This window comes from Sinorhizobium arboris LMG 14919 (assembly GCF_000427465.1).
In the GTDB taxonomy this organism is placed as follows: Bacteria; Pseudomonadota; Alphaproteobacteria; order Rhizobiales; family Rhizobiaceae; genus Sinorhizobium; species Sinorhizobium arboris.
Genome location: NZ_ATYB01000008.1, coordinates 1,278,360 through 1,304,221 on the forward strand (window position 1 = coordinate 1,278,360; position 25,862 = coordinate 1,304,221).

26 protein-coding genes are annotated in these 25,862 nt (G+C 63.2%); 15 read left to right on the top strand and 11 right to left on the bottom strand.

What is annotated here, in order from left to right:
• Nucleotides 1-92 precede the first annotated feature (92 nt).
• Complete coding sequence (locus SINAR_RS0106555; RefSeq protein ID WP_027998346.1) at nucleotides 93-497, top strand: DoxX family protein; 405 nt, start codon at nucleotides 93-95, stop codon at nucleotides 495-497.
• An 85-nt stretch (nucleotides 498-582) separates the two neighbouring features.
• Here the strand turns inward: SINAR_RS0106555 and SINAR_RS1000000136465 are convergent, their stop codons facing one another.
• Nucleotides 583-831, bottom strand: a complete 249-nt coding sequence (locus SINAR_RS1000000136465; protein ID WP_150851988.1) for a hypothetical protein — start codon at nucleotides 829-831, stop codon at nucleotides 583-585.
• An 89-nt stretch (nucleotides 832-920) separates the two neighbouring features.
• Here SINAR_RS1000000136465 and SINAR_RS1000000136470 point away from each other — a divergent pair, with 89 nt between their 5' ends.
• Complete coding sequence (locus SINAR_RS1000000136470) at nucleotides 921-3,761, top strand: DNA translocase FtsK (RefSeq protein ID WP_027998348.1); 2,841 nt, start codon at nucleotides 921-923, stop codon at nucleotides 3,759-3,761.
• A 153-nt stretch (nucleotides 3,762-3,914) separates the two neighbouring features.
• Here the strand turns inward: SINAR_RS1000000136470 and SINAR_RS0106570 are convergent, their stop codons facing one another.
• The 3 genes from SINAR_RS0106570 to SINAR_RS0106580 all read right to left on the bottom strand — a co-directional run bounded on the left by SINAR_RS0106570 (nucleotide 3,915) and on the right by SINAR_RS0106580 (nucleotide 5,527).
• On the bottom strand, nucleotides 3,915-4,232 hold the full coding sequence (locus SINAR_RS0106570) for a cupredoxin domain-containing protein (protein ID WP_027998349.1): 318 nt from the start codon (nucleotides 4,230-4,232) through the stop codon (nucleotides 3,915-3,917).
• An 8-nt stretch (nucleotides 4,233-4,240) separates the two neighbouring features.
• The gene (locus tag SINAR_RS0106575) at nucleotides 4,241-4,765 is read right to left on the bottom strand and encodes a DUF4142 domain-containing protein (protein ID WP_027998350.1); all 525 of its coding nucleotides are present in this window, start codon (nucleotides 4,763-4,765) and stop codon (nucleotides 4,241-4,243) included.
• Nucleotides 4,766-4,843: 78 nt separating this feature from the next.
• Complete coding sequence (locus SINAR_RS0106580) at nucleotides 4,844-5,527, bottom strand: RNA polymerase sigma factor (RefSeq protein ID WP_027998351.1); 684 nt, start codon at nucleotides 5,525-5,527, stop codon at nucleotides 4,844-4,846.
• A 423-nt stretch (nucleotides 5,528-5,950) separates the two neighbouring features.
• On the opposite strand from SINAR_RS0106580, the gene SINAR_RS0106590 reads away from it, so the two are divergent.
• Nucleotides 5,951-6,235, top strand: a complete 285-nt coding sequence (locus SINAR_RS0106590) for an acylphosphatase (RefSeq protein WP_027998353.1) — start codon at nucleotides 5,951-5,953, stop codon at nucleotides 6,233-6,235.
• Here SINAR_RS0106590 and pcaF read toward each other — a convergent pair whose 3' ends face one another.
• The 3 genes from pcaF to SINAR_RS0106605 are packed head-to-tail and all read right to left on the bottom strand — an operon-like array spanning nucleotide 6,236 to nucleotide 9,096.
• The gene (gene pcaF, locus SINAR_RS0106595) at nucleotides 6,236-7,438 is read right to left on the bottom strand and encodes a 3-oxoadipyl-CoA thiolase (RefSeq protein ID WP_027998354.1); all 1,203 of its coding nucleotides are present in this window, start codon (nucleotides 7,436-7,438) and stop codon (nucleotides 6,236-6,238) included.
• Nucleotides 7,438-8,223 (bottom strand): CoA-transferase subunit beta, encoded by a 786-nt coding sequence (locus SINAR_RS0106600; protein ID WP_027998355.1) that lies wholly within the window; start codon nucleotides 8,221-8,223, stop codon nucleotides 7,438-7,440. Before SINAR_RS0106600 ends, pcaF begins: the two co-directional genes overlap by 1 nt.
• Before the next feature lie 12 nt (nucleotides 8,224-8,235).
• Nucleotides 8,236-9,096 carry a CoA transferase subunit A gene (locus SINAR_RS0106605; RefSeq protein WP_027998356.1) on the bottom strand — a complete coding sequence of 287 codons (861 nt, stop codon included), beginning with the start codon at nucleotides 9,094-9,096 and terminating at the stop codon, nucleotides 8,236-8,238.
• A gap of 181 nt (nucleotides 9,097-9,277) precedes the next feature.
• On the opposite strand from SINAR_RS0106605, the gene SINAR_RS0106610 reads away from it, so the two are divergent.
• Complete coding sequence (locus SINAR_RS0106610) at nucleotides 9,278-10,033, top strand: IclR family transcriptional regulator (RefSeq protein WP_027998357.1); 756 nt, start codon at nucleotides 9,278-9,280, stop codon at nucleotides 10,031-10,033.
• 119 nt (nucleotides 10,034-10,152) lie between these two features.
• On the opposite strand, the gene ggt is transcribed toward SINAR_RS0106610, so the two are convergent.
• From ggt to SINAR_RS0106625, 3 genes are all read right to left on the bottom strand, one after another.
• A complete protein-coding gene (gene ggt, locus SINAR_RS0106615) occupies nucleotides 10,153-11,898 on the bottom strand; it encodes a gamma-glutamyltransferase (RefSeq protein WP_027998358.1) in 1,746 nt (581 codons plus the stop codon).
• Between the two features lie 112 nt (nucleotides 11,899-12,010).
• Nucleotides 12,011-12,673: a sulfite oxidase-like oxidoreductase gene (locus tag SINAR_RS0106620; RefSeq protein WP_027998359.1), complete on the bottom strand. Its 663-nt coding sequence runs from the start codon at nucleotides 12,671-12,673 to the stop codon at nucleotides 12,011-12,013.
• A 114-nt stretch (nucleotides 12,674-12,787) separates the two neighbouring features.
• Complete coding sequence (locus SINAR_RS0106625; protein WP_027998360.1) at nucleotides 12,788-13,675, bottom strand: helix-turn-helix domain-containing protein; 888 nt, start codon at nucleotides 13,673-13,675, stop codon at nucleotides 12,788-12,790.
• A gap of 110 nt (nucleotides 13,676-13,785) precedes the next feature.
• Here SINAR_RS0106625 and pobA point away from each other — a divergent pair, with 110 nt between their 5' ends.
• The 7 genes from pobA to SINAR_RS0106660 all read left to right on the top strand — a co-directional run bounded on the left by pobA (nucleotide 13,786) and on the right by SINAR_RS0106660 (nucleotide 22,008).
• Nucleotides 13,786-14,958, top strand: a complete 1,173-nt coding sequence (pobA, locus tag SINAR_RS0106630; protein ID WP_027998361.1) for a 4-hydroxybenzoate 3-monooxygenase — start codon at nucleotides 13,786-13,788, stop codon at nucleotides 14,956-14,958.
• A gap of 93 nt (nucleotides 14,959-15,051) precedes the next feature.
• Nucleotides 15,052-15,969 carry a LysR family transcriptional regulator gene (locus SINAR_RS0106635; protein WP_027998362.1) on the top strand — a complete coding sequence of 306 codons (918 nt, stop codon included), beginning with the start codon at nucleotides 15,052-15,054 and terminating at the stop codon, nucleotides 15,967-15,969.
• Between the two features lie 157 nt (nucleotides 15,970-16,126).
• Nucleotides 16,127-17,122 (top strand): tripartite tricarboxylate transporter substrate binding protein, encoded by a 996-nt coding sequence (locus tag SINAR_RS0106640; protein WP_027998363.1) that lies wholly within the window; start codon nucleotides 16,127-16,129, stop codon nucleotides 17,120-17,122.
• Between the two features lie 75 nt (nucleotides 17,123-17,197).
• Nucleotides 17,198-17,719, top strand: coding sequence for a tripartite tricarboxylate transporter TctB family protein (locus SINAR_RS0106645; RefSeq protein ID WP_027998364.1), 522 nt, complete (start codon nucleotides 17,198-17,200; stop codon nucleotides 17,717-17,719).
• A gap of 3 nt (nucleotides 17,720-17,722) precedes the next feature.
• On the top strand, nucleotides 17,723-19,261 hold the full coding sequence (locus SINAR_RS0106650; RefSeq protein ID WP_027998365.1) for a tripartite tricarboxylate transporter permease: 1,539 nt from the start codon (nucleotides 17,723-17,725) through the stop codon (nucleotides 19,259-19,261).
• Nucleotides 19,262-19,264: 3 nt separating this feature from the next.
• The gene (locus SINAR_RS0106655; RefSeq protein ID WP_027998366.1) at nucleotides 19,265-20,122 is read left to right on the top strand and encodes a shikimate dehydrogenase family protein; all 858 of its coding nucleotides are present in this window, start codon (nucleotides 19,265-19,267) and stop codon (nucleotides 20,120-20,122) included.
• A complete protein-coding gene (locus tag SINAR_RS0106660) occupies nucleotides 20,119-22,008 on the top strand; it encodes a bifunctional sugar phosphate isomerase/epimerase/4-hydroxyphenylpyruvate dioxygenase family protein (protein WP_027998367.1) in 1,890 nt (629 codons plus the stop codon). Before SINAR_RS0106655 ends, SINAR_RS0106660 begins: the two co-directional genes overlap by 4 nt.
• Here the strand turns inward: SINAR_RS0106660 and pcaQ are convergent.
• On the bottom strand, nucleotides 22,005-23,012 hold the full coding sequence (gene pcaQ, locus SINAR_RS01000000133100) for a pca operon transcription factor PcaQ (protein WP_502362162.1): 1,008 nt from the start codon (nucleotides 23,010-23,012) through the stop codon (nucleotides 22,005-22,007). The genes SINAR_RS0106660 and pcaQ overlap by 4 nt on opposite strands.
• Before the next feature lie 94 nt (nucleotides 23,013-23,106).
• Between pcaQ and pcaD the strand changes: the two genes are divergently transcribed.
• The 4 genes from pcaD (at nucleotide 23,107) to pcaG (ending at nucleotide 25,819) form a co-directional block, all read left to right on the top strand.
• Nucleotides 23,107-23,913 carry a 3-oxoadipate enol-lactonase gene (gene pcaD, locus SINAR_RS0106670; protein ID WP_027998368.1) on the top strand — a complete coding sequence of 269 codons (807 nt, stop codon included), beginning with the start codon at nucleotides 23,107-23,109 and terminating at the stop codon, nucleotides 23,911-23,913.
• On the top strand, nucleotides 23,910-24,314 hold the full coding sequence (gene pcaC, locus SINAR_RS0106675; RefSeq protein ID WP_027998369.1) for a 4-carboxymuconolactone decarboxylase: 405 nt from the start codon (nucleotides 23,910-23,912) through the stop codon (nucleotides 24,312-24,314). Before pcaD ends, pcaC begins: the two co-directional genes overlap by 4 nt.
• 130 nt (nucleotides 24,315-24,444) lie before the next feature.
• Complete coding sequence (pcaH, locus tag SINAR_RS0106680) at nucleotides 24,445-25,194, top strand: protocatechuate 3,4-dioxygenase subunit beta (protein WP_027998370.1); 750 nt, start codon at nucleotides 24,445-24,447, stop codon at nucleotides 25,192-25,194.
• Between the two features lie 10 nt (nucleotides 25,195-25,204).
• Nucleotides 25,205-25,819, top strand: coding sequence for a protocatechuate 3,4-dioxygenase subunit alpha (gene pcaG / locus SINAR_RS0106685; RefSeq protein ID WP_027998371.1), 615 nt, complete (start codon nucleotides 25,205-25,207; stop codon nucleotides 25,817-25,819).
• The last annotated feature ends 43 nt before the right edge of the window (nucleotides 25,820-25,862 follow it).

The following is a 25,862-nucleotide window of genomic DNA, read 5'->3' on the forward strand; positions in this document are numbered from 1 at the left end:
CTTTCCTTCGGTCCAGAGACCCGGAAGGACGTGCCCCACGACTTGTTCATGTACGGCTGCTTTGCGGCACGTCGCGAAGAAAGGCATAAGCTATGACCGATAATTCTGCACTTCAGAGCTCGATGGCTTTTCTCGGCCGCCTGCTTCTCTCCGGCATATTCCTCACTTCGGGTTTCGGGAAACTCGCCGATCCCTCCGGCACAATCGGCTACATCGCGTCTGCTGGTCTGCCCCTACCTTCGGCCGCCTACGTCGTCGCCCTTGTCGTGGAAATCGGCGTTGGCATCCTGCTCGTCATCGGTTACCGGGCCAGGTGGATGGCACTGGTTCTGGCAGCCTTTACGCTCGCGTCGGCGGTCGGCTTTCACGCCAACTTCGCCGACCAGAACCAGATGATCCACTTCATGAAGAATCTCGCGATCGCCGGCGGCTTCCTGCAGATCGCCGCCTTCGGGGCGGGCGCGTTCAGTCTGGACCGACGGGCCGGCCGCATCTGAGGGGGCTCTACGTCTGGTGCTTGCCCCACCTTTCGCAAGGCGTTTGCGGAGGTTTGTGGCTTTCCAATGGATCAATTAGCCGTGGTCAGGCTCCGGTGACGACGGGCGCTAAACGCAGTTGGCCAAGAAGCTCCTGAAATTGCAATTCAGGGAAATCTTCACACTCAGGTTGTGGCAAAAGCCGCGCTTCGGCTTCCGCATATTGGACGAGAAAATACTCCAAATGTGAATGAAATTGATCAGCTTCGGGACGCGGCGGGAAAGCGCTGAAAACAGGCGGCGCCAATGAGGGATGAAGGGCAAATGGGGAGCCTTGCCGCAACTTGGCGCCCATCCGGCGAGGCGCCCGGAAGTAAGTTGTTAACCTTCATTTCCTATTCCCTAGGGCAGCCCCATCGATGATGAATTTCGAGTTTTCAGGCCATGCGCATTCCCCGGACAAATTTCTCGACTGCAGCTTTGTACGACCCACATCAGGCGGATGATTTCGAGAATCCGCATCCGGTTGCGCAAGGTGGCGCCCATGTTCCGGCGCCTGAGCCGGCTGCTCACGACCATCTGTTCGAGGCACCGGAAGCGCCGCGACGCGGGCCCGGCCATCGGGAGGAGGAGGCAGTCTATACGGCGCGCGCCGCCCGGCTCTACGGTCATGGGTCCGCCTATGCTCCGGCAGAGGTTACGGTCTCGACGCGCGATCCGCTTCCCACGCTTGCCGAGATCACGGGTCTTTCCGGCGAGCCCGGTTGGGAGAGCCATTTCTTCCTGTCGCCGAACGTGCGCTTCACGCGCACGCCCGAGCGCGAATTCATGAAGCGCCGTCCGCCGGCAACCGAGGAGACCGAGCCCGACGCCGACGAAGCCGCGGCGGAAACGCCCGGGGCCGAGGCCGTGACGGAGAGCATGCCGGTCGAGCCCGCGCCGCCCGTCGTCGAACCGGAACTTCCGTCCTATAGCCCGTCCGAGCTGCTGCGCGTGCTGACGCAGCAGCTTCCTTCCTGGAGCGCTGCACGTTCGCCGGTGCCGGAAGCGAGCATCGCCGAAACGGAAGCTGTCGATAGCCCGGCCGTGGTGGGGGAAGACCGCGCCATTGCTGAAACGCCATCTGCCCTGCCGGTAACGGACGAAGCGCCTGTGGTTCCGCAAGCACTGCCTGTCGCGAACCTTGCGCCCCGGAATGCCGGAGTGGAGCCGGACGTGCCCCATCAAGCAGATGCGCGCCTGGCCTATCTTTCCGATTTTGCGTTTTTCGAGTTCATGCCGCTCGAAGCGGCGGCTGTTCCGCCGACTGTCGCGGAACCTGTGAAGGAAGTCGCGGCCGTTCCAGCGCCGATCGCAGCCGCGCCGGAGATCTCGCCACCAAAGATCGTCGCCGCAACGCCTGTCGAGATCCGGCCGCAGCCACCCACGGCGATAAGCGCGCTGTTCCGGGTGGTGGAATGCCGGCGGCCCGAGCCCGCCGCTGCCGAACCGGTCCCGGCCGCGCCGCAGGATTTTGCCGCTGAGCCGGCCGCCGCGGAGGCTGCCGCCCCCGTTATAGCCGACGCACCCGCTCCGGCACCGGCCGAACCCGTCGCGCCCGCCATCGTGCCCGCAAGCCAACCGGCTCCCGAAGCGCCGGTGACCAAGGCGGCGATCACCATGCCGGCCGTCATACAGCGCTCGTCGCCGTCTCTGCCCCCGGTCGGCGCGACCGAGCGGCTGCAGGGAGGAGACGCCTACGCATTTCCGTCGAAGGAACTTCTGCAGGAGCCGCCGCAAGGCCAGGGCTTCTTCATGACGCAGGAGCAGCTCGAGCAAAATGCCGGACTGCTCGAAAGCGTGCTCGAGGACTTCGGCGTCAAGGGCGAAATCATCCATGTACGACCCGGCCCGGTCGTCACGCTTTACGAATTCGAGCCCGCGCCGGGGGTCAAGTCCTCCCGCGTCATCGGTTTGGCCGACGATATCGCCCGGTCGATGTCGGCGCTCTCCGCCCGCGTCGCTGTGGTGCCAGGGCGCAACGTCATCGGCATCGAACTGCCGAATGCGACGCGCGAGACCGTCTACTTCCGCGAGCTGATCGAATCCGGCGATTTCCAGAAGACCGGTTGCAAGCTGGCGCTTTGCCTCGGCAAGACGATCGGCGGCGAACCGGTGATCGCCGAGCTCGCAAAAATGCCGCATCTGCTCGTCGCCGGCACCACCGGCTCGGGCAAGTCGGTCGCGATCAACACCATGATCCTGTCGCTCCTCTACCGGCTGAAGCCCGAGGAATGCCGGCTGATCATGGTCGATCCGAAGATGCTCGAACTCTCCGTCTATGACGGCATCCCGCATCTGCTGACGCCTGTCGTCACCGATCCGAAGAAGGCGGTGATGGCGCTCAAATGGGCGGTGCGCGAGATGGAGGACCGCTATCGCAAGATGTCGCGGCTCGGCGTCCGCAACATCGACGGCTACAATCAACGTGCCGCGACTGCGCGGGAGAAGGGTGAGCCGATCATAGCGACAGTCCAGACCGGCTTCGAAAAGGGCACCGGCGAACCGCTCTTCGAGCAGCAGGAAATGGATCTGTCGCCAATGCCCTATATCGTCGTCATCGTCGACGAGATGGCCGACCTGATGATGGTCGCCGGCAAGGAGATCGAAGGGGCGATCCAGCGGCTGGCGCAGATGGCGCGTGCCGCCGGCATCCACCTGATCATGGCGACGCAGCGCCCCTCCGTCGACGTCATCACCGGCACGATCAAGGCGAACTTCCCCACCCGCATCTCCTTCCAGGTGACGTCGAAGATCGACAGCCGCACCATCCTCGGCGAGCAGGGAGCCGAGCAGCTCCTAGGCCAGGGCGACATGCTGCACATGGCCGGGGGCGGCCGCATCGCCCGCGTTCACGGCCCCTTCGTCTCCGACAACGAGGTCGAGCAGGTGGTCGCCCACCTCAAGACGCAGGGCCGCCCGGAATATCTCGAGACGGTGACGGCGGACGAAGAGGAAGAGGAGCCGGAAGAAGATCAGGGCGCCGTGTTCGACAAGAGCGCGATTGCCGCCGAAGACGGCAATGAACTCTACGACCAGGCGGTGAAAGTGGTGCTGCGGGACAAGAAGTGCTCGACCTCCTATATTCAGCGCCGCCTCGGCATCGGGTACAACCGCGCCGCGTCCCTGGTCGAACGGATGGAGAAGGACGGCCTGGTCGGTCCGGCGAACCACGTCGGTAAACGCGAGATCATCTACGGCAACCGCGACAGCGCGCCGAAGCCGGACAGCGACGATTTGGACTGAGATATCGGTCGCTCTGCTCCCTCCGGCCTGCGGGCGAGAGGGAGCTAAAGCACTTCCGGGAAAAGTGTGCGACGGTTTTCCGTCCGGAAGTGCGTTAGATCAAACGGTTAGAGCACTTCAGTGTTTCCATGAAACACTGAGGTGCTCTATGGATCACGGCCGCACTGTGATGTGGCCCTTCATGTTGGGATGATAGCGGCAGATATAATCGAAGCTGCCCGGCTCCTGCAGCAGCAGGCGGGCGGATTTTCTCGCCGCCAGAATCACGTCTGCGCCGCCTTTGACGGTCGCCGTATGGACGAGCGCATCCCTGTTGATCCACTCGATCTCGTCGCCCACCTTTGCCTCGATCTCCGCGGGCGAATAGACGAGGCGATCGATCGTCACCTCGATGGTTTCCGCCTGCGAAGGAGCGGCGACGGCGGCCGCTCCCATCGACAGTGCGGCAATCGCCGCTCGCGATGTGAACATCGTCGCGCTCACTTCAATTCGGCCGCGACGTGTTCGGCATGCTGCTCATGCCCCTGGAACAGCTTCAGCCCGGTCTCGAGCAGCGATTTGAGCTCGGCATTTTGAGCCGACGGGATCAGCAGCGTTTCCAACGCGCCGTTGACCTGCTTGTGATAGGCGATCTCGTGCTCGATATAGGCCCTGTCGAATTCTGCGCCCTTAAGCTCCGCCAGTTCCTGGCGCTTCGTCTCGGCCGCTTGCGAGAGTGACTTGCTCGTGTCGTTGTCTTCGGGCGTGACGTTGAGCTTTTTGACGAGATCCAGGGCTTGCTTGTTCACCGAGTCGTGGTCGCGCAGCATGCTCTCGGCGAATTCGACGACGGTCCTGTTCTTTGACGTGGCTATCGCCTGTTTGGCGGCCTCTATGTCGATGACACCGGCGGTATAGGCGATATGGGCGATCTGCGGATCGGTCGGCTTGTCGTTGCCGAACGCCCCGCTGGCGCCGAGAAGGAGGGCGGCTACGGCCGCTGCGGTCGTCAGGCGGATGGTCATGGGATGTTCCTTTCCTCGAAGATCAAAGCGCGGTTTGAATGACATGCTTTGGATGCTTCGCGGCGCGAACCGTTCCCGCTATTTTTCTTTTGCTTCCCGGTGCTGAGACGAGATGCGGACAAGAACGGTCTCGGTCAGGCGCTCGCAGCGCCTTCCCGCGAAAGGAAACGCATCGAGCAGAACGGGGCCGATCTGCCGTTCCAATCGATCCTTGAGGATGCGGCGCGCCCGGTGCAGCCTCGTGCGTGCCGTTTCCGGCTTGAGATCGAGGAGGGCGGCCGCCTCTTCGTTGCCGAGTCCTTCGATGACGCGCAGCACGAAGACGCTTCGGTAGGCATCCGGCAGATCGTCCGTCAATCTTTCGACGAGATCGAGGATTTGGCGCTGTGCCATCGTCTTCTCCGGATCGCTGATGCCTGCATTGAGGGGAAAGGCGATAATCTCCGCCTCTTGCGATTGCCGCATGTCCTTGGCCGATTTCGTCTCGCGGCGTCTTTTTCGCAGGCGGCCGAGCGCCTCGTTGATCACGATGCGGGCGAGCCAGGTCGTGATCGCAGCGTCGCCGCGAAACCGGTGAAAATGCGTGAAGGCGCGGACATAGGCCTCCTGCAGCGCGTCTTCCGCATCGCCGCTGTCGCGCAGGATGCTTCGGGCAATCCGGTAGAGCTTGCGGTTGTGCGCCTGCATGATCGCGCGGAAACGGGCGAGATCCTGCGGGGAGGGCGGCGCATTCACGCCAAGGTCGGGTTCAGCGATAGGCATGGTCGGGCTCCTTCCGACATATTGGATGCCCTGTCTCCGGAAATGTTCCCAGCAATGCTTTCGCACATTTTTGGATATTATCAGTGAATGAGGAAGGTGGCTTCTTCTGTAAGGAGAGCGAGACCCGATCCGGATCGGCGCTTCGCCTGAAAAGAGAAAGCCCGGCGCGGGAGGAGGTGCGCCGGGCTTTCGATCCTGACCGGCAACTGGGAGGAGGAGGAGGGTTGCCGATCCCGCGATGGAACCGGGAGGAGGAGTGTTCCATCGACAGTCCTATAGTAATGCTGCAGTGCAGCATCTTCAAGATCGAAAATGAAATTTTTTCCAGCCGATAAAATCTGTGCGGCCATCAGTGCGGTGGCGAGGACGCTTGCCTTTGCCGCCATGTGCGCCAGATTCGAAACGCAAAGGAGGATAGGTGCCATGATGGAGGACCGCAGGGCCGCTTTGGTCAGGATCACCGGGCGGGTACAGGGTGTCTCTTTTCGCGCCTGGACTTATGACGAGGCCGAGCGGCTGGGTCTCGATGGCTGGGTACGCAACGAAAGCGACGGCTCGGTGACCGCACTTATCGCCGGGCCGGATGATGCCGTCGGCACCATGCTGGACCGTTTCTGGAAAGGGCCGCCGGGGGCCTCCGTTACCGATGTGGCGAGCGAAGAGGCTTCGGCCGTTCACGCCCCGGCGGGCTTTCGCATCACGCGATGACTACACCCGCTCCAGCGCCACCGCGATGCCCTGTCCGACGCCGATGCACATGGTGGAGAGTGATGCGCGGCCACCCGTCTCGGCAAGCTCCAGCGCCGCAGTTCCGGTGATGCGCGCACCCGACATGCCGAGCGGGTGACCGAGCGCGATGGCGCCGCCGTTGCGGTTGACGCGGGGATCGTCATCGGCGATGCCGAGCGCCCGCAGAACTGCGAGCCCCTGGCTGGCGAAGGCCTCGTTGAGCTCGATGACATCGAACTGATCCTGGCGCATAGCGAGGCGTGCCATGAGCTTCTGCGAGGCGGGCGCGGGGCCCATGCCCATGATCCTCGGCGGCACGCCGGCCGACGTGCCGCCGAGGATGCGGGCGATGGGTCTCAGGCGGTTCTTCTTGGCAGCCTCTTCGGAGGCGATGATCAGTGCAGCCGCACCGTCGTTGACACCGGACGCGTTGCCCGCGGTGACGGTGCCGCCCTCCCGGAAGGGTGCCTTGAGCCTCGCGAGCGCTTCGATCGTCGTGGCGCGCGGATGCTCGTCTCGGTCGATCACAACCGGCTCGCCCTTTCTCTGGGGGATGGTGACGGCGACGATCTCCCTGGCGAAGCGTCCGTTCGCCTGCGCGGCCGCCGCCTTTGCCTGGCTGCGTAGAGCGAACGCGTCCTGGTCCTCGCGCGAGACCTTGTAGTCTTCGGCGACGTTCTCGCCGGTCTCCGGCATGGAATCGACGCCATATTGCACCTTCATCAGCGGGTTGACGAAGCGCCAGCCGATCGTCGTGTCATGAATCTCGGCGTGGCGCGAAAAGGCGCCCTCGGCCTTCGGCAGCACGAAAGGCGCCCTCGACATGGATTCGACGCCGCCGGCGATCATCAGCTCCGCCTCGCCGGATTTGATCGCCCGCGCTGCCGCAATCACGGCATCCATGCCGGAGCCGCAGAGTCGGTTGATCGTCGTGCCGGGAACGCCGGTGGGGAGACCGGCAAGGAGCAGCGACATGCGGGCGACGTTGCGGTTGTCCTCGCCCGCCTGGTTGGCGCAGCCGAAGATGACGTCGTCGACCGCTTCCCAGTCGACCGATACGTTGCGGTCCATCAGCGCCTTCAGCGGAATGGCGCCGAGGTCGTCGGCGCGCACTGAAGCAAGCGAGCCGCCGAAGCGGCCGATCGGTGTGCGGATATAATCGCAGATATAAGCCTCGCGCATCACGCAGCCTCCTTTCCCGGGCCCTCATGAGCCTTTCGGGTGCGGGCGTTGATGTCGCGCAGCACCGAGAGCTCGGTCTGAGTGGGTGCCGGTGTTTCGACGACGGTTCCCGCGAACTTGATCGCCCAGCCGCAATTCCCGGCGATCTGATCCCGGGCGACGCCGGGGTGGATGGAGGTCACGGTCAGTTCCTTCGTCTCCAGATCCGGCTCCAGAATGCAGAGATCCGTGATGACGCGGGTCGGGCCGCTGGTCGTCAGCCCAAGCCGCTCACGATGATTGCCGCCTTCGCCGTGTCCCATGGAGGTGACGAAGGGCAGCGTCTCCACGAAGCCGCGCTTCGTCAGCGCCATGGTGATGAAGATGCGGCCGCAATTGGAGGCGATTTCCGGCGCACCGCCGCCTCCCGGCAGGCGCACCTTGGGATGGTCATAGGGGCCGACGACGGTGGTGTTGAGGTTGGCAAAACGGTCGATCTGCGCGCCGCCCAGAAAGCCCGTTGTTATCCGGCCGCCCTGAAGCCAGTAGCGGAACATTTCCGGCACCGAGACGGTGAAGAGCGCGGTATCGCAGAGCTCCCCGTCGCCGATCGAAAGCGGCAGCACGTCGGGCTTCGTGCCGACCGTGCCGCTCTCGTAGATCAGCGTGATATCAGGTGCATGCGTCAGCCGGGCCACATTGCAGGCTGCAGACGGCGCGCCGATGCCGACGAAGCAGACATCGTCGTTGGAGAGCGCCCGAGCCGCCGCGATCGTCATCATCTCGGTCGGGGTGAAATCCGTCATTGTCGCCTCCCTTCAAGCAACTTTGGCGGAGGTCTTCGCGGCGTGGTGGGCGAAGTCCTCAGGTTTCGCATCAAGGACGTTCTCCTTGATCCATGCGCTGAACGTCTCGCGGTCGCGGGCAATCTCGTCCCAGCGGATGTAGAAGGCGTTTGAGCGCGGATAATAGCCATGGGCATAGGACGGAAATGCGCCGCCCGGTACCTCAGCGACGGCCGTCACAGCCCAGCCAGGCAGCACCACGGAGTTGGGCGAGGGCGGGGCGAGTTCGCCGACGATCTCCTCGACCGTCACGATCGAGCGCCTGGCGGCGAGCACCGCTTCCTTCTGCACTCCGATGATCCCCTCGATCAGCACGTTGCCCTTGCGGTCGGCACGCTGGGCATGGATGATCGTCACGTCCGGGCGGATTGCCGGCACGGCAGCGAGCATCTCGCCGGTAAACGGGCAGGCGATGCTTCTGATATTAAGGTTCACCTTCGGCAGGTCGGCGCCGACATAGCCGCGGAAGGTCGCAAACGGCAGGTTCGCGGCCCCCGCCTCATAGGCATTCGCCATGGCCGCATGCGAATGTTCCTCGATCTCGATCGGCCGCGGCCACTGGTTCTCCACCGCATCCCGGAAGCGGTGCAGCGAGCCGACGCCCGGATTGCCGCCCCAGGAGAACTTCATGCCGCGTGCCGCGCCGACGCCGATCAACTGGTCGTAGAGGATGTCCGGCGTCATGCGCACGAGGAACAAGTCCTTCCGGCCCTGGCGGATCACCTCGTGTCCTGCGGCATAGGGGATCAGGTGCGTAAAGCCTTCCATGGCAACCGTATCGCCGTCCCGGACATTTTCGGCCACCGCCTCGGCAAGAGACATAATCTTCGCCATCGCTTTCCTCCTCTGATTTCGCAAGGTCGGCGGCCGAGCCTTCACACGGCATCCCCGTCAAAGCGATCGCTAAGAAATAAGCGCCCGTCCCGCCCAGGCGTCAATATTTTTTGTGCGGCATTTGATTTTTGTTCGTATATCGCACATAAATAGCTACTGTTAAGAGCAGGAGGGCACCGCCATGCGGGAAACGGACTTCGTCAGCGGCTTTGCACGTGGCCTGAGGGTGATCGAAGCTTTCGGCGAGGCTCAGCCGCGTCTTTCCATCGCAGATGCCGCAAGGATAACCGGGCTGGACAGAGCGGCGGTCAGGCGCTCGCTGCTGACGCTCTCGGAACTCGGCTATGCCGACTACGACGGCAAGTTCTTCACGCTCACGCCGAAGATCCTGCGGCTCGGCCACGCCTATCTCTCGGCAACGCCGCTGCCGACGATCGTCCAGCCTTATCTCGACCAGCTCTCGGAAAAGGCCGGGCAGAGCGCTTCTGCCTCTGTTCTCGACGGGACCGAGATCGTCTACGTGGCGCGCGCCTCACAGCGCCGGGTGATGTCGATCAATCTGATGCCGGGCTCGCGTCTTCCCGCCTACTGCGCTTCGATGGGAAGGGTGCTGCTTGCATCACTGTCCGAGGCCGAGGCACGCGGCATTCTCGGACGTTCCGAATTGAGGGCAAACACGCCGCGCACCAGAACCGACCCGGAAGAGCTGATGACCGAATTGCGGCGGGTTCGCGATGAGGGCTATGCGATTATCGACCAGGAGCTGGAGCTTGGCCTCTGCTCGATCGCGGTACCGATCGCCAATGATCGCGGACAGGTAGTCGCTGCCTTGAACATCGGCGCACCGGCCGCCCACGTGCCGGCCTGCGAGATGGCAGAGCGCTATTTGCCGCTGCTTAGGGAGACGCAAGCCGCGCTGCGGCTTGTGCTGCGGTAGCGCATCTCCGGCCGAAGGATTCCTGCGGCCCGACGACTCGGGCTCGCTGGATTCCCGCGGCGAGCATAGGCGCCGCCGCACCGCCATCGACAGGCTCCGCGCGCCCTTCTTCCGCCCTCTCAATAGCCTCGCGCTGCGCCGGCGCCGATGCGGCTGTCCGCGGCGCCGTTATAGCGGGCGCCGCCGCCGGCCTCGATCTCGGCGATGTTCTCGCCGCCGACGAGGATGCCAGCTGCCTTGCCCCAGATCGTCCAATTCTTGTCGACCTGGACGTCATGGCCCATGGCGGACAGCAGCTTGCGCGTATCGGGCGAAAGCGCATAGGGCTCCATGAAGACTTTGTCCGGAAGCCACTGATGGTGGATGCGCGGCGCGTCGACGGCCTCCTGAATGTTCATGCCGTGGTCGATCACGTTGATGATCGCTTCCAGCGTGATGGTGATGATGCGGGCACCGCCGGGGCTGCCGATGACCATGAAAGGCTTGCCATCCCTGGAGATGATCGTCGGGCTCATCGATGAGAGCGGCGTTTTGCCGGGCTCGATCGCATTCGCCTCGCCCTGTACGAGACCGTAGAGATTGGGCGTACCCGGCTTGGCGGTGAAATCGTCCATCTCGTTGTTGAGCAGAATACCGGTGCCGGGCGCGACGACGCCGGCGCCGAAGGAGCCGTTCAGCGTGTAAGTGACCGCGACCGCATTGCCCTCGTCGTCGATGATGGAGTAATGGGTCGTCTCCCTGCTTTCGGTAAAGCCCGCCGGCATCAGCTCCTGGGATGTTCCGGCCTTGAAGGGGTCGATCTTGGCGCGGATTTCCTTCGCGTAGTTCTTGTCGACGAGCTTTGCGACCGGGTTCTCGACGAAGGCGGGATCGCCGAGCGCCGTGTTGCGGTCGACATAGGCATGGCGCATCGCCTCGATCATCGCATGCACCGTCTCGGCCGAGCCGTAACCGAGATAGGAGAGCGGATAGCCCTCGAGGATGTTGAGAATTTCGCAGATGATCAATCCGCCGGACGATGGCGGCGGCGAGGAGACGATGTCATAGCCGCGATAGCTGCACTTGACCGGCTCGAGCTCGCGGACCTGATAGCGCTCGAAGTCCTCCCTGGCGAGGATGCCGCCCTTATCCGTGCTCGCCTTGACGATCGCGTCCGCGATCGAACCTTTGTAGAAGGCGTCGGTGCCTTTCTCGGCAATGCTGGAAAGCGACGCGGCGAGATCGGTCTGGACCAGCCGGTCACCGGCTGCAAAAGGCCTGCCGTCCGGCTTCAGGAAGATCGCGGCGGCGGCCGGGTCCCGGGCGAGCCGCTCCGTCTCGCCGTCAAAAGACGCGATGTCGCCCTCTTCGAGCACGAAGCCTTCGCGAGCGAGCTCGATCGCCGGTGCGATCAGCTCCTGCAGCGGTCTTGTGCCGTAACGGCTGCGGGCGAACTCGAACCCCATGACCGGTCCGGGCACGCCGACGGCGAGATAGCCCTCGGTGCTCAATCCCTTGACGAGATTGCCATTGTCGTCGAGATACATGGTCTTGGTGGCGGCAAGAGGCGCGCGCTCGCGAAAATCGAGGAAGGTCGTCTTGCCGTCCTTGAAGCGGATGGTCATGAAACCGCCGCCGCCGATATTTCCGGCCGTCGGATAGACGACGGCGAGGGCATATCCGACCGCGACCGCCGCATCGATCGCATTGCCGCCCTTCCTCAGGACCTCGACGCCGATATCGGATGCAAGATGCTGAGCGGTCACGACCATGCCGTGCTCGGCCTTGACCGGCTCGGGCGAGGCCGCCAGGGCCTGCCGCGGTGCGAAGGCACTCAGCGCGACGATCAGGGTAATCGATAGGGACTTCAGACAGGGACTGCGCATGCTTTCCTCCCGGACAGGAATGGTGGTTCGGCGCGCGGGTGCGGATCACCCTTCAACCGTGGACTGTAGCATTAAAGATCATCGGTTGCAGTCGAAGTTGGTGCATGCCCGCTCAATCGCCGGAATAGCGTTCCTCGAGCCACGGGTCGCCACGCATGTGATAGCCGTTCCGCTCCCAGAAGCCGGCGGAATCGGCTGCGCGGAAATCGATACGCTGGAGCCATTTGGCGCTTTTCCAGAAATAGAGATGCGGAACCACCAGGCGCATCGGCCCGCCATGGGCACGCATGATGGGTGCCCCTTCCCAGCCGGTGGCGAGGATCGCGTCCTCGGCGGCGAAGTCGGCGAGGGGCAGATTGGTGGTGTAGCCGTCATAGCTCGTCAGCATGACATAGGCCGCCTCGGGCCTCGGCACCACGCGATCGAGAAGGTCGCGCGTGGATACACCGTGCCACCTGTTGTCGTAGCGCGACCAGGTCGTCACGCAATGGATGTCCGATAGGCTGTCGCTTTGAGGCAGCTTCTGAAAAGCGTTCCAGTCGAGCGAGAGCGGGTTCTCGACGAGGCCGGTCACCTCGAGGCGCCACGTCTCATGCGTCAGATGCGGCTGCTGACCGAGATCGAGAACCGGCCAGTCCCTGACGAGATGCTGCCCGGGTGGCAGGCGGTCCGTCTCCGGACGGGCAATGCGGCCGGTAAGAAATTTGCCGTCGGCCGCCCAGCGGCGCTTCGTGGAAGTCAATTTGGTTTCCGGCGCCTGTGTTTCGTCGGCCACGACTGCTCTCCATCCATAGGCATGAACGGGAATTAGACGTCTCCCGAATGTCCACGTCAAGGCGAATACGGGTCACGACGACTGCGAGTTGAGACGGCCGCGGCGTGATCAACTTCAGGCGCCAAGCCTTTCCCGTTCGGCAGTCCGCCAGGCGCGTGGCGTCATGCCGGTCCGGCGCAGGAAGAAGCGCGAGAAATAGGCCGGATCGGCAAAACCCAGGCGGAAGCCGATCTCCTGTACGCTGCCGCGGGTGAACAGAAGTTGCCGCCTCGCTTCGTCGACGAGTTTCCCGGCGATGACCTCGTGCACGCTCCGGCCGGTTGCCGCCCGGACGATACGGTTGAGGTGAGTGGGCGAGAGGCCGAGCGCATGGGCATAGAAGGAGGCTGGCCGGTGCGCGAGATAATGTTGCTGCAGGAGCGCGTCGAAGCGCTCCATCCTTCTTTCGTTCTCCGTCTCGGCTACACCCTTTCCGCCGCCGACGCTTTCCGCGAGCCGTGCAGTCAAGCCGAGGGCGGTCGTCAGATAACCGTCGAGCAGGCCGGTGCGGTGGCTGAGCCGCGTTTCCCATTCGGCGGCGAGACGGCGTAGCGTCTCGCCGACATAACGGCCGTCTTCGCTTCCGCCGAGCGGCGTCAGGCGTGGCGCCGCCGTCCAGGGTCCGAGGCGGCTTCTTCCGCCCGGTGTAATCGGCAGATGCGAAGCGAGCACGGTGAAGACGAAGCCGTCGACGTCCGGCGAGAAGCGGAAACCATGGCTGACCGCAGGCGGGATGGTGATGACCGCCGGCGGCGATATCGGCGCTACCGTCGCCTCAAAAACGGCATCTCCCGATCCCCCGGCGATGTACAATATCTGAAAGAAATTCTCGTGCCGATGCAGACCGATCTCCCAGCGATAGAGGCTGCTGCGTGCATGGATGGTCTCGCAATGCAGCCAGAAATCGGGCCTCTCGCCGGTTTCCTCGCCGTAAAGCTCGTAGGTCGGGACGGTTCGCTTCATTCGTCGTACTCTCACCAGATGTCCGAAAAGTGCAATTTCCTGGTGGAAATGTCCATTGAGACAGGGCGCGCCAGCGCGCAGAATCTCCGGTGGGAAGCGGGAGGACAATCATGCGGACTCAGGTCGTCATTATCGGCTCCGGACCTTCCGGGCTCCTGCTCGGGCAAATGCTCACCAGAGCCGGAATCGCCAATGTGATCCTCGATCGCGCGAGCAAGGATCACATTCTCGGCCGTGTGCGCGCCGGCGTCCTGGAGGAGGGTACGGTGCGGCTCATGGAGAAGGCGGGCAGCGGCGCCCGAATGCATGCCGATGGCCTGCCGCATGATGGTTTCTCGCTCGCCTTCGATGGGCGCGACCATCGCATCGACCTCTTCGGCCTGACCGGCGGCAGGCGGGTGATGATCTACGGCCAGACGGAGCTTACCCGCGACCTGATGGATCATCGCGAGAGGGCCGGAGCGCTCTCGATTTACGAAGCGGCGAATGTGATGCCGCAGGATTTCGACGGGCGGACGCCGCATGTCGCCTATGAAAAGGACGGGATTGCGCACCGCATCGACTGCGACTTCGTTGCCGGTTGCGACGGTTTTCACGGAGTGAGCCGTCGTTGCCTGCCGGAACGGGCGGTCCGCAATTTTGAGAAGGTCTATCCGTTTGGCTGGCTCGGCATCCTTGCCGACGTGCCGCCGGTCGACCACGAGCTGGTCTACGCCAACCACCCGCGCGGCTTCGCGCTCTGCTCGATGCGCTCGCACACGCGCAGCCGCTACTACATCCAGTGCCCCCTCGAGGAGAAGATCGAGGGCTGGGACGATCAGCGCTTCTGGGACGAATTGCGCCGCCGTCTGCCCGCCCACCACGCCGAGCGGGTGGTGACGGGACCCTCCTTCGAAAAGTCGATCGCGCCGCTGCGCTCCTTCGTCGCCGAGCCGATGCGGTTCAACCGGCTGTTCCTGGTGGGTGACGCCGCTCATATCGTTCCGCCGACCGGCGCTAAAGGTCTGAACCTTGCTGTGAGCGACGTGCACTATCTGTTCGAGGGATTGCTCGAGCACTATCAGGACCGTTCGAATGCCGGCATCGACGCCTACTCCGCCCGTGCGCTCGCCCGCGTCTGGAAAGCGGTCCGCTTCTCCTGGTGGATGACGATGATGCTGCACCGCTTTCCGGAGACCAGCGATTTCGACCAGAGAATCCAGGAGGCGGAACTCGACTATCTCACCCACTCGCGCGCGGCGGCCACCGCGCTTGCGGAGAACTATGTGGGGTTGCCGTTTTGAGGCACCACGCGAAAGCCTCGGCCAAGGCTTGCGCGCGAGTAGCGGCTCTGCTCGACTGCCGCCCGTGAGGGATTGCTGCCAGGAGAGGGTGCTATGGGGCTTACGCTACGCCAGATCGAGGTGATCCGCGCGGTGATGATCGCCGGCACGATCGCCGGGGCGGCACGCCTGATGAACGTTGCCCAGCCGGGCGTCAGCCGGACGATGAAGCACATCGAAAGCGCGCTTGGGATAAAGCTCTTCGTCAAGAAGGCGGGGCGCTACGTGCCGACCGACGAAGCGCGTGGCATCTTCGCCCAGCTCCAGGAAGTCCATCGCAAGGTCGACGACCTGCAATTCTCGATCGGCCAGTTGGAACGCGGACGCGGTGTGGAACTCGCACTCGGCTCGGTGCCGAGCATCGCGAACGCGATGGTCCCGCAGGCGATTGCCACACTTATGCGGCGCTATCCCGACATCCGCATCAATTTCGATATTCTGAAGATCGAGGAGGCGATCGACTATCTCCTGCTCGGCAAGGGAGAGTTGGTCGCCATGAGCTATCATCTCTCCCATCCCTCGATCACCTTCGAGCCCCTGTCGAAGGGGCACCTCGTCTGCATTGCCGCCAAAGAGCATCCGATTGCCGGCAGGTCCAGTATCTCCGCCCGCGAGATCGCCGAGCATCCGCTCATAGGCATCGACCCGCGCGATCCCTACGGGGCGATCATGGCAGGCATATTCGAGAGGGAAAATCTCGAATATCACATCCCCATAAGAGCGCGATTCGGCACGACGGTGTGTGCGCTGGTCAGGCGGAATCTCGGTATCGCGGTCATCGATGCGTTCACCGTGGGCGACATGACCGGCCAGGGGTTGGCGATCATTCCGATCAGCGAGGATACGGAATTCCAGACCTATGTCGCCTACCGCGCCGATGCCGCGCTCTCCAGCTATGCCGAACGGCTGGTGACGACGTTGCGGCGCGTGATGGACGATTCGATAAGTCGTTCGCGCGGCGGATATGTCTGATAACTAAATGATATGGAGGATGGAGAAAACGGTATTTGCGTTATAGACGGAAGTCGACAATCATTCCTCGTCCAGCCGTGGATTCGGCATTGACCGCGGGCGGGGAGAACCTTCCGGTCACCTGGAAACCAATCGGATCATCTCTTGGGAGGAATACATGCTAAAGCAACTAAAGGGGGCGGTTGCCGCTCTCGTGCTTCTTGCTGGCGGTGCAGCGGCCGCCGATTACCCTGAACAGGACATACAGGGCGTCATCCAGTGGGGCGCAGGAGGCAGCACAGACCTCGTCATGCGTGCGGTTGCCCCGCATGCCGAAAAGGTCCTCGGACGCAGTATCGTGATGACTAACAAGACCGGCGGCGTCGGCGCCATCGCAACGCAGTTCGTCGCTTCACGGCCGTCCGATGGCTACACGCTGCTGATGGGTGCGGAGAATCCGCAGCTCTACAAGGTGATGGGTCTCTCCCAGACCGATTACGCCGATTTCTATCCGGTCAACGTGCTGGCGCGCGGCATACCCGTGCTGGTCGCCAACAACGACGCGCCGTTCAGCACGATCAAGGAGCTCGTCGAGTACGTACAGGCTAATCCCGGAAAGGTGAAGATGGGCTCGACCGGCCCGGGCGGTCTGCCGTCCGTCGTCGGCGGCATGCTCTCGACACAGCTCGACTTCAAGGTGACCGCCGTTCCCTTCGACGGGGACGGTCCGGCCCTGACGGCCATGCAGGGCGGCGCGGTGGATTTCATGCCGGCCGTTCTCGGTGCTGCCGTCGAACATGTGAAGGCCGGCCGCATCAAGATACTCGGCATCTTCGACAAGGAAGCAAATCCGGTATTGCCCGATGCCAAGCCGATTGTCGAAGACTACCCGCAATTCGAGAAGTTCATGCCGTGGGGTCCGTTCTTCGGCGTCTTCGTCAAGCGCGACACGCCCGACAACGTCAAGGCGAAGCTGGTCGAAGCCTTCAAAACCGGTGCAGAATCGGCCGAATTCCAGAAGCTTCTGGCGGATCGCGGCTATGTTTCGATGAGCATCTCCGGCGAGGAGGCCGATGCCTTCCTGAAGAAATGGCAGTCGACCACCGCATGGGTGGTCTATGATGCAGGGATCGCCAAGACGTCGCCGGAAGAGTTCGGCATTCCGAAGCCCTGACGGCTAATTGGAACCGGCCGGTCCGGCGGTGGGCCGGCCAGAAGCCATGGAGCGGCGAGGGGAGGAGATCCACGCATGCAAGCTCAAAATCAATCGAGGCGCCCTGGAGAGCTGGTCTTTAACGTGCTCCTGCTCGCATTCAGCCTCTTCATGTTCCTCGAGGCCTACCGTATTTCGGGCTTTACCTCGCTGAGTTCCGCCGGCGCCTTTCCCATGGCCATGTCGGCCCTCATGGCTGCGACCTCGGCCATTTCGCTGGCGCGCTGCGTCCGGCGTAGTTCGCCGCAGGGGGGCTTTGCGCTTTTCCGCAGGGAGGTCATGCCGCCGATCGTCGTCACCTTCGCGCTCTTCATTCTCGGCTATTCACTGCTTCTCGAGCCGCTCGGCTTCGTGCTTTCCTCCTTCATCTTCCTGCTGATTTCCTCCTGGTTCCTGGAGGGGGGGCGTTTGAAGAAGGCGCTTCTCCTGTCGACCGTTTCGATCGTCTGCGTCTACGTCGTCTTCCGGCTGATCTTCCAGGTCGTGCTTCCGGAGGGTCTCTTGCCGGAGCGCAGCATCCTGGCGGCGATCGGCAGCCTGACGGGCGGAGGAAACTGAACCATGGACGCTCTCGCCTATCTCTTTTCCTCCTGGCTCCAGCCGGAACTCTTGGCACTGACAGCGCTGGGGACCTTTGCCGGCATCTATATCGGCGCCATTCCCGGCCTCTCCGTCACCATGGCGGTTTCGATCCTGATCTCCTTCACCTTCAGCTGGGAGGTCAATCCGGCGCTGGCGCTGATGAACGGCATCTTCATGGGCGGCGTTTACGGCGGCTCGCGCACCGCAATCCTGCTCAACATCCCCGGCGCTCCTGCGGCGATCGCCACTGCGCTCGACGGATATCCGCTCGCAAAGAAGGGGGAGGCCGGCACCGCCATCGGGCTTTCCACGGTCATGTCCTTCTTCGGCGGCTTGCTCGGCATCCTTGTCCTGGCCGTTGCCGCACCCACCGTGAGCGAATTCGCCATCCTCTTCCAGCCGCGCGACTATATGCTGCTCGCGATCATGGGCATTCTTCTGGTTGGCTCGCTTTCGGGCGAGAGCCTTGCCAAGGGCATATTTGCCGGCACGCTCGGCATGCTGCTCGGCACCGTGGGTCTCGATCCGATGACGGCGGAGCAACGCTTCACCTTCGGTTCCGTGCAACTCATGAACGGCATTTCTCCGGTCGCGCTCATGATCGGTCTCTTCGGCGTATCGGAAGCGCTGTTGCAACTGCACAACCTTCATGCGCCCGCCATCAAGCAGAAGGTCGACAAGATCGTGCCTTCGCTTGCAGACGTTCGGAAATACCTCCCGCTCAGCCTCCAGACCTCTGCGATCGGCGTCATCATCGGCGCGCTCCCGGGCACGGGCGGCGATATCGCGGCGCTGATGGCCTACGATCACGCCAAGCGGGTTACGAAGGACCCGGAAGTGCCGTTCGGGGAAGGTGCGAAGGAGGGGCTGGTCGGACCGGAAACCGCCAACAACGCGGCCGTCGGCGGGGCCTATATCCCAATGCTGACCCTCGGCATTCCGGGCGATGCGGTGACCGCTATCATCATCGGCGCTCTCTTCATCCACGGGCTCAATCCCGGGCCGCTGCTGATGATCGAAAAGCCGGACATCTTCTGGTTCACGGTCGGGAACCTGGTGCTTGCCAACATATTCATGCTCGTGTTCGGCCTGACCGGAATCCGGATCTTCACGCGCATCGTGGAATGCCCGAAGTCGATCCTGTTCCCGCTCATTCTTCTGCTCAGCGTCGTCGGCGCCTTCTCGATCAACAATTCCATCGCGGACGTGTGGTGGATGCTGGGGTTCGGCGTCTTCGGCTATCTCCTTAAGCTCTATGGATATCAGGTGGGGCCGATCGTGCTCGGCATCATCCTCAGCAGGCTGATGGACGACAACTGGCGTCGGGCCATCATCTCCGAGCAGGATAGCGTTCCGGCGTTCCTCAACGGCGTGGTCACGAGTCCGCTGTCGCTCGGCTTGCTGCTGGTGATCCTCTTCGTGCTCGTCGGCCAGACGCCCCTGTGGAAGGCTTTCAGGAGCCGGCATGGCGATCCGGCGGATACGGGGCTCGGCACATCCCTGAACGGAAAGGAATGACCGATGGCGAAGCCCATCCGTCTCGGCCTGATCGGCGACAACATCGCCAATTCGCAGTCGCCGCGTCTGCATGTGCTGGCCGGCCGGCTTTGCGGGTTGGACGTTCGCTACGAACGGCTCGTGCCGGCGGCGATCGGCGAGCCTTTCGAGACCGTGTTTGCCCGCTGCCGCGCGGAGGGCTTTCGCGGCATCAACATCACCTATCCCTACAAGGAACAGGTGATGCGCTTCCTTTCGGTTCCGGATCGCGCGATCGCGGCGATCGGCGCTTGCAACACGGCGCTGTTCACGAATGAACCGCCGATCGGCCACAATACCGATTATACGGGCTTCATGAGCGCTTTTCGCGCGGCTTTCGGGGCCGCGAACCCGGGCAGGGTGGCCATGGCTGGGGCGGGAGGCGTCGGCAAGGCCGTGGCCTTCGGTCTTGCCGGGCTCGGCTGCGAAAAGCTGACGATCTATGACACCTCGCCGGAGCGGGTCTATCCTCTCGTGGCCTCCCTGCGAGATTCCGGCTTTGCGATGAAGGCCGAGATTGCGACCTCGATGGAAAAAGCGGTGGAAGATGCCGACGGGTTGGTGAACTCCACGCCTCTCGGCATGACCGGCAATCCCGGCAGCGCCATTGCAAAACACCTCGTCGCCGGCCGCCGCTGGGCCTTCGACGCCGTCTACACGCCGGTCGAGACGGAATTTCTGTCGTATTGCCGCTCGGCCGGGCTTGTCGTCATCAGCGGATACGAACTCTTCTTTCATCAGGGTGTCCACGCTTTCCGGCTGTTCACCGGCGCCGAAGTCGACGCCGCGGCGCTCAGGCGCGGCCTGGCAGAGGGCGAGGCCAGCGAGAGGATGTCGGCATGAAGACCTCGATTGCGACCGTTTCGATCAGCGGTACTCTTTCCGAGAAGCTCGCCGCCGTTGCTGCGTCAGGGTTCGACGGAGTGGAGATATTCGAGAACGATTTCCTGACCTTCGACGGTTCGCCGGCCGAGGTCGGCCGCATGGTTCGCGACCACGGGCTGGAGGTGACGCTTTTTCAGCCGTTTCGCGATTTCGAAGGCCTGCCGGAACCGCACCGTTCACGCGCTTTCGACCGGGCGGAGCGCAAGTTCGACGTGATGCAGGAGCTTGGAACGGAACTGATGCTCGTCTGCTCCAGCATTTCGCCACTTGCATTGGGCGGCATCGACCGCGCCGCCGATGATCTCAGCGAGCTGGGCGAGAGAGCGGCCAGGCGTGGCTTGCGCGTTGGGTACGAGGCGCTTGCCTGGGGCCGGCATGTCAACGACCACCGGGATGCATGGGAGATCGTGCGGCGGGCCGACCACCCGAATATCGGGCTGATCCTCGACAGTTTTCACACCCTTTCGCGCAATATAGATCTGCGGTCGATCCGCTCCATTCCAGGGGACCGCATCTTCATCGTTCAGCTCGCTGACGCGCCGCGGATCGACATGGATCTTCTGTATCTGAGCCGCCATTTCCGCAACATGCCCGGCGAGGGCGATCTTCCGATCGTCGAATTCATGTCGGCTGTCGCCGCGACCGGCTATGACGGCGCCATATCGCTCGAGATCTTCAACGACCAGTTCCGGGGCGGGTCGCCCAGGGCAATCGCGGAGGACGGGCATCGTTCGCTCGTTTACCTGATGGATCGGGTGAAGCGGCGCGAACCGGTTGTGAAGAGCGTGGAGGTCATGCCCGACCGAGTGGAGGTGCTGGGCATCGAATTCGTGGAGTTCACGGCCGATCGGTCGGAGGCGGAGGCACTCGGCTTGCTTATGCAGACCATGGGTTTTCACGCCGTCGCCTCGCATCGCGAAAAATCCGTGGCTCTGTGGCGCCAGGGTCGCGATGATGGAGGCGTAAACATCGTCATCAACACCGAGCAGAAGGGCTTCGCTCATTCGAGCTATTTGGTGCACGGCGCATCGGCCTATGCGATCGGCCTCAAAGTGCCCGATGCCTCGGCCGCCATCGAGCGCTCGCGTGCACTCGGCGCCGAAATATTCCTGCCCGAGGCGGGCGAAGGCGAGGGGGCGATGGCCGCAATCCGCGGCATCGGTGGCGGCCTGATTTATTTCCTCGACGAGACCGACGACGTCTGGTCGCGCGAATTCGTACCGTTGAGGGATGGGCCTCAGGGATCATCGCCTCTCGTCGCCATCGACCATGTGGCGCAATCCATGAAAGGGGAGGAGCTCCCGAGCTGGCTGCTTTTCTACACGTCGATCCTCAATGCCGACAAGTTGGCGCAGGTCGACATCGTCGATCCTGCCGGCCTGATCCGCAGTCAGGTCGTGGAGAATGCGAGCGGGACGCTTCGGCTGACGTTGAACGGGGCCGACAACCACCGCACGCTGGCCGGCCACTTCATCGCAGAGAGTTTCGGCTCGGGTGTTCAGCATGTGGCCTTCCGCACCGATGATATCTTTGCGGCCGCCGAACGCATGCGCCGCAGCGGCTTCCGCCCATTGGCAATCTCACGCAACTACTATGACGACATCGAGGTCCGGTTCGGGCTCGAGCCTGACTTCGTCGACCGGCTGAGGGACGAGAACATCCTCTATGACCGCGATGAGGACGGCGAGTATTTCCAGATCTATGGCCCGACCTATGGAGAGGGCTTTTTCTTCGAAATCGTCGAGCGGCGCGCCGGCTATCGCGGCTATGGTGCAACCAACGCGCCCTTCCGCATCGCCGCTCAGAAACGCTCGCTTCGGCCCGCCGGAATGCCGGCCCTTTAGGGCTCTGTATGTGAAATAGGCCGCCTCTGGCCTGCCGGCCGGCGAGAGGGGGCGGCAACTTTTCCTGATTGCTGCGCCGCCGTCTTTGCGCCCGCAGCCATCGCCGCCTCGCGCAGCGTCTGCATCAGGATCGAAAGCGGCAGCGAGGGGATCGCGTCGGTGCGCATGGTGAGGCCGACGGGTCCCCTGGTCTCGCTCGTGTCGACCGGCAGCGCCGCCAATACGCCATCCGCGATATCCGTGGCGACGACGCCCGCCGATATGATCCAGATGGCGTCGCTCGAGCGCACGAAGGCCCGGCCGAAGGAATCCGAGACGGTCTCGATCTGGTTCGGCAGGCCGGCAATGCCGTTGGCGATCAGAAAATGCTCGACGAAAGGCCGGATGATCGAAGCGCGGGTGGGCATCAGGACCGGGTAGTCGCTCAGATGGGCGAAAACCGACCGCCCGCCGGAGGTGAGCGGGTGGCCGGAGCGCACCGCGAAGACCACTTGTTCCGAGTAGAGGTGCTCGAAGGAAAAGCCGGTCATCTTGTCGGGGGCTGCAAGTCTGCCGACGACCAGGTCGAGATCGCCAACGCGCAACTGTTCGAGAAGCACTGCGTTTTCCCCGGTGACTATCTTGATGCGTGCGCCGGTGTTTTCCTTCAGGAACAGCGCGATGGCGCCGGGCATGATGCGGGTCGAGACGGTCGGAAGCGCGCCCACGCGGATCGGCGGACCATCGCCGGACCGCTCCTGCGACACGGAGTCGAGGCCCTGCTTGAGCGCCGTCAGCGCGGCGCCCGCGTGGCGCAGGAAGACCTCGCCGTAGCGGGTGATCTTGATGCCGCGGCCCTCGCGCTCGACCATGGCGACACCTAGAACCTCTTCGAGTTCCCGGATCGTCTTGGTGACCGCCGGCTGGGTGACATGCAGGAGTTCGGCCGCCTTCACCACGCTCTTCTGGCGTGCGACCTCGACAAATGTCTGCAGATGGCGAAACTTGACGCGAGCGTCGATCACGGGATCGTATAACCTTCTGGTTAAGGAAAGGCCACGAAATATCATTTTACCTAACCAGATGAAACATCCAATTTGGTGAGCGAGGAGATCTGCCGTGCAATTCACCCGCATCAACGACGTCACGATCCATTATCGCGTGGTTGGCACGGTCACGCAAAAGCCCGCGCTCGTCTTCATCAACTCGCTCGGCACGGATTTCCGTATCTGGCGCGATATCGTCCTCCGGCTGGCCGGCGATTTCGCCATCATACTTTATGACAAGCGTGGTCACGGGCTGTCCGATATCGGCCAGGTTCCCTATTCCATCGAGGATCATGCGACCGATCTCGCCGGTCTCCTCGATCGCCTTTCCGTGAAACAGGCGTTCGTTTGCGGTCTTTCGGTCGGTGGTCTCATCGCGCAATCGCTCTATGTGCGCCGTCCGGACCTCGTGCGGGCGCTCGTGCTTTGCGACACCGCGCACAAGATTGGCGCCGCCGAGTTCTGGGATGCCCGCATCGCGGCGATCGAGGCGCATGGCATCGAGGCGATCGCCGATGGCGTACTCGAACGCTGGTTCACGCCGGCCTTTCGGCGGCCCGAAAACCTCGCCTTCAGCGGATACCGAAACATGCTGGTCCGCCAGCCTGTGCCGGGTTATGTCGGCACCTGCGCCGCAATCCGCGACGCCGATTTCACGGAAGCCGCAGGCAGGATAGCGGTTCCGGTGCTCTGCGTCGTCGGCGACCAGGACGGTTCGACGCCGCCGGACCTGGTCCGCTCGACGGCCGAACTCATTCCGGGCGCGCGGTTCGAGGTCATCCGCCGGGCGGGACATATCCCCTGCGTCGAGCAGCCGGAGGCTCTGACGTCGGTGCTGAGGCGCTTCTTTCGATCCGTATTGCCTGGAGACAAACCATGAGCGATGCTTCTGCGCCTTCCGAGCGCTACCGACAGGGAATGGCGACGCGCCGCGCCGTTCTCGGCGACAGCCATGTCGACCGGGCACAATCGGCGTCCACCGAATTCGACAGTCCCTTCCAGCAACTGATCACCGAAGCCGCCTGGGGGCATGTCTGGTCGCGCCCCGGTTGGACCAAGCGGGAGCGGTCGATCGTCACCATCGCGCTGCTCGCCGCCCTCGGGCAGGACGAAGAGGTGGCCATGCATGTCCGCGCCACTGCCAATACCGGGGCGACGCGCGAAGATGTTTGCGAGGCACTCCTGCATGTGGCCATCTATGCTGGGGTTCCCGCAGCCAATCACGCGATCAAGATCGTCAAGCAGGTATATGCGGAAATGGATGCCGGCAGGACGGCGTGACGGCTGCGTGGTGCCTTTGATCGTAGCCGACTGAGAGACAAGAGCATGCAGCAAATCAAAGCGCTGCAGCGAATTTCGCGCCTCTGATGAGACACCCGGCGCCACAGATCAAGATGAGGGAGGAGCGACAATGTCCCACAATCAGAACGGCAAGGTCGAAACGGGCGCCTTTTTTGCCCGCGACCGTGCCTGGCACCCGCCGGCCTTCGCGCCGGGGTACAAGACCTCCGTGCTGCGCTCGCCGCAGAAGGCGCTGCTCTCGCTCGACGGCACCATATCGGAGATCACCGGCCCGGTCTTCGGCCATTCGATGCTCGGCGACCTCGACAACGACCTGATCCATAATTTCGCCGGTCCCGGTGAAAGCGCAATCGGCGAACGCATCATCGTCCATGGCCGCGTGCTCGACGAACGCGGCCGCCCGGTTCGAGGTGCTCTTGTCGAGTTCTGGCAGGCGAATGCCGGCGGGCGCTACCGTCACAAGAAGGAAAGCTATCTGGCGCCGCTCGATCCGAATTTCGGCGGATGCGGCAGAACGATTGCCGACGAGGACGGCCGTTACTGGTTCCGCACGGTCAAGCCCGGAGCCTATCCCTGGCCGAACGGGGTCAACGACTGGCGGCCGGCCCATATTCATTTCTCGATCTTCGGCCACGGTTTCGCCCAGCGCCTGATTACGCAGATGTATTTCGAAGGCGATCCGATGATCTGGAAATGTCCAATCGTCGGCACGATTCCGGACCGCCGGGCAATCGAGCAGCTGATCGCGGCTCTCGATTGGGGCAACACGGTGCCGATGGATGCGCGCGCCTACAAGTTCGACATCGTGCTGCGCGGCCGCCGCTCGACCTTCTTCGAAAACCGGCCGGAAGGGAATTGAGGAGGCACCGATGGTACAGGATCTCAGCATTCTCAAGGAAACCGCTTCGCAGACGGCCGGGCCCTATGTCCATATCGGCCTGACTCCGAATTTCTGCGGGATCGGCGGCGTCTATGAAAGCGATCTCGGCGCTTCGATGGTCAACGACAAGACGCTCGGGCAGCGCATCACCGTATCGGGCCGCGTGATCGACGGTGCCGGAATGCCGCTCAGGGACGCGCTTCTCGAAATCTGGCAGGCGGACGCTGCCGGACTCTATAATTCGCCGTCGGAGCTGCGCGGTGTGGCGGATCCGAACTTTGCCGGCTGGGGACGTTCACCGACGAGCGCCGAAGACGGCGTCTTCACCTTCGAGACGGTGAAGCCGGGCCGCGTTCCATTCCGCGGCGGTCGGTTGATGGCGCCCCACATCAGCTTCTGGATCGTTGCGCGCGGCATCAATATCGGTCTCCACACCCGCATGTATTTCCCCGACGAGGCGCCGGCGAACGCCGAGGATCCGCTGCTTTCCCGCATCGAGCACCGCCGCCGGGCCGAGACGCTTGTCGCGGCGGGCCGGGCGCCTAATTATGTCTTCGACATTCATCTCCAGGGCGAGAAGGAAACGGTCTTCCTGGATATATGATCGTTCGGCAGCCCGCTCCCCGCGTTGCCGCATGCGTTTGAGG